At 56.8% G+C, this 13,596-nt stretch carries 13 protein-coding genes; 5 read left to right on the forward strand and 8 right to left on the reverse strand.

From position 1 onward, the window contains the following. The first annotated feature begins 102 nt into the window (after nt 1–102). Nucleotides 103–1,281 (forward strand): MFS transporter TsgA, encoded by a 1,179-nt coding sequence (gene tsgA, locus AC6I8J_RS16995; protein ID WP_222924913.1) that lies wholly within the window; start codon nt 103–105, stop codon nt 1,279–1,281. A 35-nt stretch (nt 1,282–1,316) separates the two neighbouring features. Here the strand turns inward: tsgA and AC6I8J_RS17000 are convergent, their stop codons facing one another. Continuing rightward, complete coding sequence (locus AC6I8J_RS17000; protein WP_497825586.1) at nt 1,317–2,594, reverse strand: cytosine deaminase; 1,278 nt, start codon at nt 2,592–2,594, stop codon at nt 1,317–1,319. 221 nt (nt 2,595–2,815) lie between these two features. Here AC6I8J_RS17000 and nirB point away from each other — a divergent pair, with 221 nt between their 5' ends. Genes nirB through cysG form a run of 3 tightly spaced genes read left to right on the forward strand, consistent with a single transcriptional unit; the run spans nt 2,816 to nt 7,089 of the window. Beyond that, complete coding sequence (nirB, locus tag AC6I8J_RS17005) at nt 2,816–5,356, forward strand: nitrite reductase large subunit NirB (RefSeq protein WP_497825587.1); 2,541 nt, start codon at nt 2,816–2,818, stop codon at nt 5,354–5,356. Beyond that, complete coding sequence (gene nirD, locus AC6I8J_RS17010; RefSeq protein WP_159227114.1) at nt 5,353–5,679, forward strand: nitrite reductase small subunit NirD; 327 nt, start codon at nt 5,353–5,355, stop codon at nt 5,677–5,679. Before nirB ends, nirD begins: the two co-directional genes overlap by 4 nt. Nucleotides 5,680–5,724: 45 nt before the next feature. Continuing rightward, nucleotides 5,725–7,089 (forward strand): siroheme synthase CysG, encoded by a 1,365-nt coding sequence (gene cysG / locus AC6I8J_RS17015; RefSeq protein WP_497825588.1) that lies wholly within the window; start codon nt 5,725–5,727, stop codon nt 7,087–7,089. Nucleotides 7,090–7,146: 57 nt separating this feature from the next. On the opposite strand, the gene trpS is transcribed toward cysG, so the two are convergent. The 7 genes from trpS to aroK all read right to left on the reverse strand — a co-directional run bounded on the left by trpS (nt 7,147) and on the right by aroK (nt 13,259). Then, the gene (gene trpS, locus AC6I8J_RS17020) at nt 7,147–8,148 is read right to left on the reverse strand and encodes a tryptophan--tRNA ligase (protein WP_013359276.1); all 1,002 of its coding nucleotides are present in this window, start codon (nt 8,146–8,148) and stop codon (nt 7,147–7,149) included. Between the two features lie 16 nt (nt 8,149–8,164). Then, nucleotides 8,165–8,842: a phosphoglycolate phosphatase gene (locus AC6I8J_RS17025; RefSeq protein WP_061063545.1), complete on the reverse strand. Its 678-nt coding sequence runs from the start codon at nt 8,840–8,842 to the stop codon at nt 8,165–8,167. Further along, nucleotides 8,826–9,509: a ribulose-phosphate 3-epimerase gene (gene rpe, locus AC6I8J_RS17030; protein WP_013359278.1), complete on the reverse strand. Its 684-nt coding sequence runs from the start codon at nt 9,507–9,509 to the stop codon at nt 8,826–8,828. Before rpe ends, AC6I8J_RS17025 begins: the two co-directional genes overlap by 17 nt. 67 nt (nt 9,510–9,576) lie before the next feature. Next, nucleotides 9,577–10,392: an adenine-specific DNA-methyltransferase gene (gene dam, locus AC6I8J_RS17035; protein ID WP_161733667.1), complete on the reverse strand. Its 816-nt coding sequence runs from the start codon at nt 10,390–10,392 to the stop codon at nt 9,577–9,579. A gap of 93 nt (nt 10,393–10,485) precedes the next feature. After that, the gene (locus AC6I8J_RS17040) at nt 10,486–11,538 is read right to left on the reverse strand and encodes an SPOR domain-containing protein (protein WP_161733669.1); all 1,053 of its coding nucleotides are present in this window, start codon (nt 11,536–11,538) and stop codon (nt 10,486–10,488) included. Between the two features lie 72 nt (nt 11,539–11,610). Next, nucleotides 11,611–12,699 (reverse strand): 3-dehydroquinate synthase, encoded by a 1,089-nt coding sequence (aroB, locus tag AC6I8J_RS17045; protein ID WP_222924909.1) that lies wholly within the window; start codon nt 12,697–12,699, stop codon nt 11,611–11,613. 38 nt (nt 12,700–12,737) lie between these two features. Next, the gene (gene aroK / locus AC6I8J_RS17050; protein WP_003852989.1) at nt 12,738–13,259 is read right to left on the reverse strand and encodes a shikimate kinase AroK; all 522 of its coding nucleotides are present in this window, start codon (nt 13,257–13,259) and stop codon (nt 12,738–12,740) included. A gap of 97 nt (nt 13,260–13,356) precedes the next feature. Here aroK and AC6I8J_RS17055 point away from each other — a divergent pair, with 97 nt between their 5' ends. Further along, on the forward strand, nt 13,357–13,530 hold the full coding sequence (locus AC6I8J_RS17055; RefSeq protein WP_223811662.1) for a hypothetical protein: 174 nt from the start codon (nt 13,357–13,359) through the stop codon (nt 13,528–13,530). Nucleotides 13,531–13,596 lie beyond the last annotated feature (66 nt).

Consider the following 13,596-nt stretch of genomic DNA (forward strand, 5'->3'; position numbering starts at 1 on the left):
ATGAAATCTAGATCTGTAGTTTCACTGCTTGTTTATTAAGATCACAGTTCCGTTTACACTTTCTGACACTTTTTGGCACCCGGTTCTCAACAGGTTCAGAACATGACAAACCGTAATCGTATTGGCCTTACCTGGATAAGCTTCTTCTCCTACGCGCTGACCGGCGCGCTGGTGATCGTTACCGGCATGGTAATGGGCGATATCGCAAAAGATTTCCAGATTCCCATCTCCAGCATGAGTAATACCTTCACCTTCCTCAACAGCGGCATCCTGGCGGCGGTTTTCCTGAACGCCTGGCTGATGGTGATTGTGCCACTGAAGCGCCAGCTGATTTTCGGCTTCGTCCTGATGGTGCTGGCGATAATCGGGCTGATGACCAGCCGCGATCTCACCATCTTCTCGCTCTGTATGTTTGTGCTGGGTGTGGTCAGCGGCATCACCATGTCGATCGGTACCTTCCTGATCACTCACCTGTATGAAGGCCGTCAGCGCGGTTCACGCCTGCTGTTTACCGACTCCTTCTTCAGCATGGCGGGCACGCTGTTTCCGGTGCTGGCAGGCATTCTGCTGGCGCGTCAGCTGCCGTGGTACTGGGTCTATGTCTGCATCGGCGTTATCTACGTCGCCATTTTCGTCATGACGCTGTTTGTGGAGTTCCCGGTACTGCGTAAGCCTGAAAACAGCCCGACGGTTGAGAAAGAGAAATGGGGTGTGGGCGTGCTGCTGCTGGCTGTCGCGGCACTCTGCTATATTCTGGGCCAGCTCGGCTTTATCTCCTGGGTGCCGGAATATGCCACCAAAGTCATGGGCATGAATATCAATGACGCCGGACAACTGGTGGGCAGCTTCTGGACGGCGTATATGGTGGGTATGTGGGCCTTCAGCTTCCTGCTGCGCTTCTTCGATCTGCAACGCATTCTGATGGTGCTGGCGGGTCTGGCGACCGTACTGATGTACTGGTTCGTCAGCAGCAACGATGCCAGCATGCTGAAATGGATCATCATGATTCTTGGCTTCAGCTCAAGTGCTATCTACACCACCATCATCACCCTGGGTTCATTGCAGACCAGAGTGGCGTCACCGAAGCTGGTGAACTTCATTCTGACCTGCGGCACCGTCGGCACCATGCTGACCTTTGTGGTCACGGCGCCTATCGTTGAGAAAAGTGGTGTGCATACCGCACTGGCGACGGCGAACGCGCTCTACGCCGTGGTATTTGTAATGTGTGCCCTGCTCGGCTTTGTCAGCCGTCATCGTACTCACGGTCACGTCACGCATTAATCCTTCAGGGCGGCGAGCGATCGCCGCCCTGCTCGTTAACGCCGGAAGTTTACGCGCTCCCGTTCCCGCCAGTAAATCTCGCTTTCTGCAGGCTTCGTCTCCGCCACGACCACACCGCGACGCAGTGAATAGCGCACCGGGACCTGCCTTCTTACCGCATCAAAACCGCTCTCTGCTGGCAGTATAATCAGACTGGCCTCGTTGCCGCTCTGAATGCCATAGCCTGCAAGCTGCATCGTCTTCGCACTGTTGTGCGTAATCAGATCCAGACCGGCATCAATCTGCTCATAGCCCATCAGCTGACAGACATGTAATCCCATATGCAGCACCTGCAGCATGTTGGCGGTCCCCAGCGGATACCAGGGATCAAACACATCGTCGTGGCCGAAGCAGACGTTAATATCGGCCTCCAGCATCTCTTTTACCCGCGTAATGCCGCGCCGCCTGGGATAGGTATCGAAGCGGCCCTGCAGGTGAATATTGACCAGCGGATTGGCGACAAAGTTAATGCCCGACAGCTTCAGCAGCCGGAAAAGTCGTGAGGCGTACGCGCCATTGTAAGAGTGCATCGCGGTGGTATGACTGGCCGTCACGCGTGCGCCGTTGCCGTCGCGATGGGCCAGCGCCGCCACGGTTTCCACAAAGCGCGACTGTTCATCATCGATCTCATCGCAGTGAACATCGATCAGCCGGTCATAGCGGTCAGCCAGCGCAAAAGTTTTATGCAGCGACTCGACGCCATATTCGCGGGTGAATTCGTAGTGCGGTATGGCGCCGACGACATCCGCGCCCAGCCGCAAGGCTTCTTCCAGCAATGCTTCGCCGTTGGGATAGGAGAGAATGCCCTCCTGGGGAAACGCCACTATCTGAATCGTGATCCAGGGCGCCATCTCCGCTTTCAGCTCCAGCATCGCTTTCAGCGCCGTCAGTGAGGGGTCTGACACGTCAACATGAGTGCGCACAAACTGAATGCCGTTGGCGATCTGCCACTTCAGCGTCTGCAACGCCCGCTGTTTCACATCTTCGTGGCTGAGCAGCGCCTTGCGCTCAGCCCAGCGTTCAATCCCCTCAAACAGCGTGCCAGACTGATTCCATGCCGGTTCACCCGCCGTCTGGGTGGTATCCAGATGAATATGCGGCTCAATAAAGGGCGCGCAGGCTAAGCCGCCCTCGCCGTCCAGCGATTGTCCCACCGGAGAAGGCTGCTGCGGCTGGGCTGAGATGCGGGCAATTTTTCCGTCGGCGATTTCGATTTGCCACAACCCTTCCCGCCAGGGCAAACGCACATTATTGATCCACTTGGGTGACAGCATGGCTGATTCCTTATCCGATTAACCTGTATGGTTAAAACTAACACGATTCATACCCTCAGCAGCAATGCAGGATATTCAGCAGGTTAGCCGCATCCGATAAACCAAATTAAAATCAACTACATACCTCTTAATAGGTATATGGCGTTGTGGTTGATACATATCAATAAGCGTCAGAAAGGGCGCGCTATTGTAGCCGCAGATATCGCAAATTTGAGGCAAAAATGAGCAAGCACAATGTCGTCGTTATCGGTAACGGCATGGTCGGCCACCGCTTCATAGAAGAGTTACTTGAGAAAGCGGAACCCGACCAGTTTTCGCTGACCGTCTTTTGTGAAGAACCCCGCGTCGCCTACGACCGTGTCCATCTGTCCGCTTACTTCTCCCATCACACCGCCGAAGAGCTGTCGCTGGTTCGTGAAGGCTATTACGACAAACATCAGGTCAATCTGCTGCTGGGTGAGCGCGCTATCACCATTAACCGTGATGAAAAGCTCATCCACTCCAGCACCGGTCGCGCGGTTCACTACGACACGCTGATTTTTGCCACCGGCTCTTATCCATGGATCCCGCCGATTAACGGTGCCGAAGGTAGCGACTGCTTTGTCTACCGCACCATCGAAGATCTCAATGCCATTGAAGCCTGCTCACGCCGCAGCAAACGCGGTGCGGTGATTGGCGGCGGTCTGCTGGGACTGGAAGCGGCGGGCGCGCTGAAAAATCTGGGTATTGAAACTCACGTTATTGAATTTGCGCCGGTGCTGATGGCAGAACAGCTCGATCAGCAAGGCGGGGAACAGTTGCGTCGTAAGATTGAGCAGATGGGCGTGCGGGTCCACACCGGCAAAAACACCCAACAGATTGTGCATCACGAGCACGGCGGCAAAACGCTGCAGTTCGCCGACGGCAGTGCGCTGGAGGTCGATTTCATTGTCTTCTCCACCGGCATTCGCCCGCAGGACAAACTGGCAAAACAGTGTGGATTAACCCTGGGTCCGCGTGGCGGCATCGCCATTGATGACCAGTGCCGCACCAGCGATCCCGCCATTTACGCCATCGGTGAGTGTGCCGCCTGGCAGAATCGCGTCTATGGCCTGGTGGCGCCGGGGTATAAAATGGCGCAGGTCGCCAGCGACCATCTGCTGGGCCGCGACAATGCGTTTACCGGTGCGGACATGAGCGCCAAACTCAAGCTGCTGGGTGTCGATGTCGGTGGGATTGGCGATGCGCGCGGTACCACGCCAGGTGCACGCAGTGTGGTCTGGCTGGATGAAAGCAAATCGGTCTACAAACGCCTGATTATCAGCGAAAATCAGAAAACTCTGCTGGGTGCGGTGCTGGTGGGCGACACCAGCGACTATGGCAACCTGCTGCAACTGGTGCTGAATGGTATTACGCTGCCGGATAACCCGGAAGCACTGATTCTGCCAGCGGGCAGCGGGGATAAACCGGCCATCGGCGTCGATTCCCTGCCTGACAGCGCGCAAATCTGCTCCTGCTTCGACGTCAGCAAAGGCGACATCATCAAAGCGGTTCAGGGTGGCTGTCACACCGTGGCCGCGCTGAAAAGTAGCACCCGAGCCGGTACGGGCTGCGGCGGCTGTATTCCCCTTATTACCCAGGTACTTAACAGCGAACTCAGCCGTCAGGGCATTGAGGTCAATAACCACCTTTGTGCCCACTTCGCCTGGTCACGCCAGGAGCTTTATCACCTGATTCAGGTGGAAGAGATCAAAACCTTTGATGAACTGCTGGTCCGCTATGGGCAGGGTTACGGCTGTGAAATATGCAAGCCTGCGGTGGGGTCTCTGCTCGCCTCCTGCTGGAACGAATACGTACTCAAGCCGCATCACGCGCCGTTGCAGGACAGCAACGACCTCTATCTGGGTAATATCCAGAAAGATGGCACCTATTCGGTGATCCCGCGCTCGCCCGGCGGTGAAATCACGCCGCACGGACTGAAGGTGATTGGCGAGATCGCCGAACGCTATCAGCTCTATACCAAAATCACCGGCTCGCAGCGCATCGGCTTGTTTGGCGCGCAGAAAGACGATCTGCCCGCTATCTGGTCACAGCTGATCGAGGCCGGATTTGAAACCGGTCAGGCCTACGCTAAAGCACTGCGTATGGCGAAAACCTGCGTCGGCAGCGCCTGGTGCCGTTACGGCGTGGGCGACAGCCTCGGCTTCGGCGTAATGCTGGAGAACCGCTATAAAGGCATCCGCACACCGCACAAAATGAAGTTTGGTGTCTCCGGTTGCACCCGTGAATGCGCAGAAGCCCAGGGCAAAGATGTCGGCATTATCGCTACCGAAAAAGGCTGGAATCTCTACGTCTGCGGCAACGGCGGCATGAAACCGCGTCATGGCGATCTGCTGGCGGCCGATCTCGATCAGCAGACGCTGGTCAGCTATCTCGACCGCTTCATGATGTTCTATATCCGCACCGCCGACCGTTTGCAGCGCACCTCGCTGTGGCTGGAGAGTCTGGAGGGTGGCATCGACTATCTGCGTAGCGTGATCGTGGATGACAAACTTGGCCTTAACAGCCAGATGGAACAGCAGCTCGACGCGCTGCGCGCCAGCGTTTGCTGTGAATGGCAGGCGACGCTGGAAGATGAGAACCAGCTGACGCGCTTTGCCCACTTTATCAACTCGCCGCAGCGCGATCCCGCTGTACAACGGGTAGCAGAGCGCGACCAGCATCGCCCGGCGCGCCCCGAAGAACGCATTGCCGTGACACTGATTGAGGAGACCGAATCATGAGCCAGTGGAATCCGGTGTGCCCGCTGACGCAGATCCTGCCCGCCACGGGCGTCTGCGCGCTGGTCAAAGGTCAGCAGGTGGCTATCTTCCGTCCACGCAACGATGAGCAGCTTTATGCCATCAGCAATATCGATCCGTTTGCCGATGCCAGCGTGCTGTCACGCGGCATTATTGCCGAACATCAGGATGCGCTCTGGGTGGCCAGCCCGCTGAAGAAACAGCATTTCCGCCTCAGCGATGGCTACTGCATGGAGGACGAAACGCGCTCCGTGGCGGCATGGCCGGTGCGGGTCAATGCCGGACAGGTTGAAGTCTGCCTGTAACGCCCCTCAACAGCCCGCCTGCGCGGGCTTTTTTAAGGACCTCTGATGGACTACTTCCCCTTGTTCTGCCGCCTGCAGGGCCGTCGCTGCCTGCTGGTCGGCGCGGGTGACGTGGCTGAGCGGAAAGCGCGCCTGCTGCTGGAGGCCGGTGCCGAGCTGTGGGTCGGTGCCCGTGAGTTCTCCCCCACCTTCCAGGAATGGGCGCAGCAGAAAGCCATCACGCTGCTGCCAGGGCCTTTCGATCCTGGGTGGCTCACCGGCTGCTGGCTGGTGGTCGCCGCCACCAGTGATGACGCGGTCAATCAGCAGGTGGCAGAAGCGGCCGAAACACAGCAGATCTTCTGCAATCTGGTGGATGCGCCGCAGGAGGCCAGCGCGATTATGCCGTCGATTATCGACCGCTCCCCGCTGATGGTTGCCGTCTCTTCTGGCGGACGCGCGCCGGTGCTGGCGCGTCTGTTGCGGGAGAAGCTGGAGGCGATACTGCCGCAGCATCTCGGCCAGCTGGCGCAGCGGGCCGGCGGCCTGCGTGCACGGGTGAAAAAGCAATTCGGCTCCATCAATGCCCGCCGTCACTTCTGGGAGCGCTACTTTAACAGCGAACGGCTGGCCCAGACGCTGGCTAACGGCGACGGTGAACGCGCGGAACAGACTACCGACGCGCTTTTTAGCGCAGACCTCTCGCAACAGGGTGACGTGGCGCTGGTGGGTGCCGGTCCGGGCGATGCCGGATTACTCACCCTCAAAGGTTTACAGCTGATCCAGCAGGCGGATGTCATCGTCTATGACCGGCTGGTTTCCGATGAGATCCTGAATCTGGTGCGCCGTGATGCCGAACGCATTTTTGTCGGGAAACGCGCCGGACATCACTGCGTACCGCAGGATGCGATCAATCAGCTGCTCTGCGAACAGGCGCTACGCGGAAAACGGGTGGTGCGGCTGAAAGGCGGCGATCCCTTTATCTTTGGTCGCGGCGGTGAAGAGCTGGAAGCGCTGGCACAGCTGAAGATTCCGTTCAGCGTGGTGCCGGGGATCACCGCGGCATCGGGTTGTGCGGCCTACAGCGGTATTCCGCTGACCCACCGCGATCATGCACAGAGCGTCAGACTGGTTACCGGGCATCTGCAGAAATCCGGCACGCTCGCCTGGCAGATGCTGGCGGCAGAGCAGCAGACGCTGGTCTTTTATATGGGGCTGGCCCAGGCCGGAGAAATTCAGCAGCAGCTGATAAAACATGGAATGCGCAGTGATATGCCGGTAGCACTGGTGGAAAACGGCACCAGCACGCGTCAGCGCGTGGTCACCGGGAGACTGGACGAACTGGAAGCGTTAGCCGCTCAGGTGATCAGTCCCAGCCTGATGATTATCGGTAGCGTAGTGAGTCTGCGCGATAGCCTGCGCTGGTTCTGAATCGGCAAATAAAAACGGCGGGCATAACGCCCGCCGTTCTGTTTGTCCGCTCAGCCATTACGGCATCGCGACAAAGCCTACCGCTTCATAAACCTTCTTCAGCGTTTCCTGCGCCTGTGCGCGTGCTTTAGCCGCACCATCACGCATCACCTGCTCCAGCAGTGCTTCATCGTTGCGGAAGCTGTGATAACGCTCCTGCAGCTCAGAAAGCATGCCTGACACCGCATCGGCTACTGCGCCTTTCAGGTGGCCATACATCTTGCCTTCGAACTCCTGCTCCAGCTCGGCGATGGTTTTACCAGTCACGCCCGACAGAATATCCAGCAGGTTAGAGACGCCCGCTTTCTCTTTGATGTCGTAGCGCACCACTGGCGGCTCTTCAGAGTCAGTAACGGCGCGTTTGATCTTCTTCACGACCGCTTTTGGATCTTCCAGCAGGCCGATAACGTTGTTGCGGTTGTCGTCAGACTTGGACATTTTTTTGGTCGGCTCCAGCAGCGACATCACGCGCGCGCCAGACTTCGGAATGAACGGCTCTGGTACCCTGAAGATATCGCCATAGATCGCATTGAAGCGATGTGCGATATCGCGGCTCAGCTCCAGATGCTGCTTCTGATCTTCACCGACCGGCACCTGATTGGTCTGATAGAGCAGAATGTCAGCCGCCATCAGAACCGGGTAGTCGAACAGACCGGCGTTAATGTTCTCTTCGTAACGCGCTGATTTGTCCTTGAACTGCGTCATACGGCTCAGTTCGCCGAAATAGGCGTAGCAGTTCAGGATCCAGCTCAACTGCGTATGCTCTGGCACATGCGACTGAACAAAGATGGTGCTTTTTTGCGGGTCGATACCACAGGCCAGATAGAGCGCCAGCGTATCCAGCGTCGCTTTACGCAATGCAGCAGGATCCTGACGCACGGTGATCGCGTGCAGATCAACAATGCAGTAAATGCAGTGGAAATCATCCTGCATCTGCACCCACTGACGCAGCGCTCCCATATAGTTGCCAATGGTCAGTTCGCCGGACGGCTGTGCGCCGCTGAAAACGATGGGTTTCATACTTAAATCCTGATATTTACAGCCCCAGTGTGGGCAAAAGTTCGTCGAAAGAGTCGAGGGTTAAATCGGGCTGGCTGGTCGCAATCGGCTCGCCATAGTTATAGCCAAAGGTCATACCAACGTTGGGTACACCTGCCGCCTGCGCCGCCTGGATATCATTGCGTGAGTCGCCAACAAACAGCAACTCGTTCGGCAGGACGCCGAAGGTGCCCAGCACCATAAAGATCGCTGCAGGGTGCGGTTTTTTAACCGGTACATCGTCGCCACCGATAATCAGCGAAAACGCATCGGCAATACCAAGCGATTCAAGCAGCGGTGCCACAAACGGCGTCGGCTTGTTGGTCACAATCGCCATCGGCAGCCCGGAAGCCTTTAAGGCATCCAGCGTCTGCTTCACCTGTGGGAACAGCGTGCTGCCCGCATCCACAGTGTCGGCATAGTGGCGGTCAAACAGCGCGCGTGCATCGCGCTGCTCTTCCGGCTGCGGCTCACGGCCCAGCGCAAAGGTCAGCGCACGGGCCATCATGATATCGGCACCGTTGCCAATCCAGGTTGAGACGCGCTCAAGGCCCGCCTGCGGCAGGCGGAGATCGTTCAGCGTGCGGTCGATCGCATCGGCAAGGCCTGGCGCGCTATCCACCAGCGTGCCATCAAGATCAAACGCCAGCGCACGAATATCAGTGAAATGAGCCATTGGCTTTCTCCAGTTCATTGCGCATATCATCGATCACTTTTTTATAGTCAGGATGACCGAAGATGGCAGAACCCGCGACAAACATATCGGCACCGGCAGCCGCAATCTCGCGGATATTGTCGATCTTCACGCCGCCATCCACTTCAAGACGAATGTTGTAGCCGCTCTGATCGATACGTCGGCGTGCTTCCCGCAGTTTATCCAGGGTGCCGGGAATAAATGACTGCCCGCCAAAACCAGGGTTCACGGACATCAGCAGAATGATATCCAGCTTATCCATGACGTAATCGAGGTAGCTCAGCGGGGTCGCCGGATTAAAGACCATACCCGCTTTACAGCCATGCTCCTTGATCAGTTGCAGAGTACGGTCAACGTGTTCGCTGGCTTCGGGATGAAAGGTAATATAGGTGGCACCGGCTTTGGCAAACTCCGGGATCAGCGCATCCACTGGTTTCACCATCAGATGCACGTCGATAGGCGCAGTGATGCCATAGTCGCGCAGTGCTTTCAGCACCATCGGACCCATGGTCAGATTAGGGACGTAGTGGTTGTCCATTACGTCGAAGTGAACCACGTCACCTCCGGCCGCCAGCGCTTTGGCTGTGTCTTCGCCCAGGCGGGCAAAGTCCGCCGACAGGATTGAAGGGGCCAGCAAATATTGTTTCATCCGATTCTCCCACTGTTGTGCGCCAGCACTTAGGCTGGCGTAATGCGTTGGTCGCGGACGAAACAGACTAGCGATAAAGTGCCAGCAGTTCGTCGACCTTGGTGCGACCGGCTATGCTCCGGCTGATAGAACGCCGGGCTTTGACCACATGTAACACTGCATCCTGATACCATAAACGTGTCAGCGCAGTGTCGTGGTTAGAAATCAGTACCGGAATCCGGTGCTCCGACGCAGCCAGCTGTGCCGCTAACGCCGCCAGATTCTCCTGCTCACGCAGGCTGAAGCTGTTGGTGTGATAAGCCGTAAAATTGGCCGTGGCCGACAGCGGTGCATAAGGCGGATCGCAATAGACCACCGAGCCTTTACCGGCACTGGTCAGGGTAACATCGTACGATTCACAGACAAACGTCGCTTTTTGCGCACGCTCGGCAAACCACAACAATTCGGCTTCAGGAAAGTAGGGTTTGCGATAGCGGCCAAACGGCACGTTGAACTCACCACGCAGGTTATAGCGGCAGAGGCCGTTGTAACAGTGACGGTTCAGATAGAGGAACAGCAGCGCGCGCTGGTAGGCGTCGGTGCTGCTATTAAATTCGGTGCGCCGCTGGTAATAACAGATTTCGTTGTTACCCTCCGGCGTAAACAGCAGCTGCGCGTCACGGATGAAATCCGCCGTGCGCGTTTTGACAATATTGTAGAGATTAATCAGGTCACTGTTGATATCAGCCAGATGGTAGCGATCAAACTCAGTGTTCAGAAACACCGAACCTGCGCCAACAAATGGCTCAACCAGACAGTCGCCTTGCGGCAGATGACGATGGATCTCTTCTACTAAGGGAAATTTTCCCCCTGCCCATTTCAGGAAAGCGCGATTTTTTTTCATGCTGTCGTGGTTATTACATCTTATTGTGAGGCTGTGGCTGGACCGACAGCAGATCTGCGCTTAAAACGGGGCCAGAGCCTGGCCCCACATCCGCTATTGGCTGGCTTCTTTCTTCACCTGGCTGACTGGTTTTACCCACGGGTTCTTCGCACGCACGTCTGCAGGCAGCGATGCTACAGCGCGTTTGGCATCGGCCGGTGTGGCATAGGAGCCACTCACCAGCACGTACCACGACTGACCGTTACGGGTGGTTTTGTAGACGTGATATCCACTCAGATTCTGTTGCTTAGCCCAGGCATTCAGGCTTTCCGGCTTTGATGCACCGCTCAGCTGCAGAGTATAACTGCCCCCTGGCAGTGATTTGCTGGCTGAATTGCTGCCCGCTGCCGTGGTAGCTGGCGCAGAACTCACTGGCGTACGCGCTGGCGTGGTATGCGTTTTGCTGTCACGGGTTACTGGCTTCGACGCTGTTTTATGCGATGAATCGTGCGCCGGACGAGCAGCCGTATTTGATTTGTTCGGTGTCTGACGGACTGAAGGTGCCGTGACAGGATTGGCAGCCGTTCCGGCATTGCCGCTGACCGTTGCTGGCGCCGTTGGCAGTGAACTGCCGTTCTGCGTGCCCATCGCGGCACTGTCAACCTGCTGCTGCTGATTAGTCAGCGCGCTGTTCAGATCGCCCGGCAGCGTGACACGCTGCTGATTTGCGGGTGCCTCAACCGGTGCGGCCTGCGTAGGCGTTGAAGCCACAGGCGGCATCGAGATGTCGCGCTGCGGATTAGAGGCAGCATCACCGCTGGTCGCCGCGTTATTTTCGCTGGTGGCGGGGGTAGTCTGCGCATCTGACGGAGGAGTCTGTCCACCGGACATGGAAGAGGAGCCGCCCAGGTCAATATTCTTTTCGCTGCCGGAACCGCCATTGGCGGCAGGGGTTGTGCCCGCCGTGGCCGGTTTTTTCTCATCCGGGCCATTCAGCGCCGAACCAATCCCCAGCACCAGTAACAGCAGAACCAGGATCCCGACACCCATCATGATACGCTGGCGCGAAACCGGTGTTTTGGCCGCAGTAGACGACTTACGAGGGCGCGAGGGACGGCGGTCGCTGGCGTCAGGTTTTAACTCGTCTTCCGGTTTAAACTCATCCATTTTGGCTCCTCCGTAAAGCGGCATTCCGCACTGCGCACCCTGCGCGCCGCGTCACCACTCAACTGCTTAATCTCAGGGTTGCTGACAATCGTTAATTGCAGCCAGCACCATATCATGTGCCACGCCACCACGCACTTCAGAGCGGCCAATCGACAGCGGGAGTATCAGCCGCAGTTCGCCCGCCAGAACTTTTTTATCGCGCATCATGTGTGGCAGATACATCTCTGCACTCATCACCTGCGGCCCATGCACCGGCAAACCGGCACGCTGGAACAGGGCAATAATGCGGTCGGTCTCCTGCGGCTGGAACTGTCCCAGACGTTCAGCCGTACGTGCTGCCATCACCATGCCCGCCGCAATCGCTTCACCGTGCAGCCAGTTGCCGTAGCCCATGTGCGCTTCAATCGCATGACCAAAAGTATGGCCCAGATTAAGCAATGCCCGCTGACCGTTTTCACGCTCATCAGCCGCTACAACCTCTGCTTTCAGTTCACAGCAGCGACGAATGCAGTACGACAGCGCCTGTTCATCCAGTGCCAACAGCGCATCAAGATTCTGCTCCAGCCACTCGAAGAACGCACCGTCGAGGATGATGCCGTACTTTATGACTTCCGCCAGACCAGACGCCAGTTCGCGCGCGGGCAGCGTCTTCAGACAGGCCGTATCAATCACCACCGAGGCGGGTTGATAAAACGCGCCGATCATGTTTTTGCCCAGCGGATGGTTAACGGCCGTTTTGCCGCCAACCGAAGAATCAACCTGCGACAGTAAGGTGGTCGGTACCTGAATAAAGCGTACGCCACGCTGATAACTGGCCGCAGCAAAACCGGTAAGATCGCCAATGACGCCGCCGCCTAAGGCGACAAGCGTCGTATCACGGCCGTGCGGCTTTTGCAGGAGCGCAGTAAAGACCTGATCCATCACGGTCAGCGTCTTATATTGCTCGCCATCGGGTAAGATCACCTGATCCACTTTTACACCTGCCGCCGTCAGCCGTGCTGTCAGCTGGTCAAGATAGAGCGGAGCCAGCGTCTGGTTTGTCACCACCATGGCGTTTTCGCCCGCGGTCAGCGGCCAAAAAGAAGCCGGATCGTTAAACAGTCCGGCGGCGATAGTGATGGGGTAACTGCGTTCCCCCAGTGAGACGGTGATCTTCTCCATGATGCCCGATACCTGTTAAAAAGCCTTCGAACGTTGGATCAACTTTTTTCCAACATGTGGATAATCTGATTCGCCACCACTTTCGCACTCTGATCATCTGTGCGAATGGTGACATCGGCGATCTCTTCGTAGAGCGGGTTGCGTTCGCCAGCCAGCGCTTCAAGCACTTCGCGCGGCGGTGAATCCACCTGCAGCAACGGACGTTTTTTGTCACGTTGGGTGCGCGCCAGTTGCTTCTCGATGGTGGTTTCAAGATAAACCACAACACCGCGGGCGGAGAGACGATTACGCGTTTCCCGGGATTTGACGGAACCACCGCCTGTCGCCAGGACGATGCCTTGCTTCTCGGTCAGTTCGTTAATGATTTTTTCTTCGCGATCGCGAAAGCCAGCTTCGCCTTCGACATCAAAAACCCAGCCCACATCCGCTCCGGTGCGTCGCTCAATTTCCTGATCGGAATCGAAGAACTCCATGTTGAGTTGCTGAGCCAACTGACGGCCAATAGTGCTTTTGCCGGCACCCATCGGCCCAACCAGAAAGATATTGCGTTTCTCTGCCATTTTGTCGGTATTACTAAGAATTCGTTAATGATACCCCGCGTTCAGCATTTGCTGGCGGGACAGGAACTGAGACCTCATGAGCGTTAGCAAGAGTCAGATGAAAAATTATCTCAACACTCAAGGCTGTTTGGCAACCGATTATATTGCCTTCAGCACATCCATTTCTGAATTGGCCTGTGTTCGCGAAACTGTAACGCGCCAGCGCTGCGTCTTTACAACGCTGCTTACAGAGGAGTTTTCTGATCTGTTTGCCGGGATTTACCCTGCATAGACGGTTACACCGTATTGAAAATCGCTAAACCTTGTAAGCTAATTCCTCTCCTGCGTCAACGCAGAT

The sequence above is a fragment of the Pantoea sp. X-Soil-ISGK-355 genome, assembly GCF_059730805.1.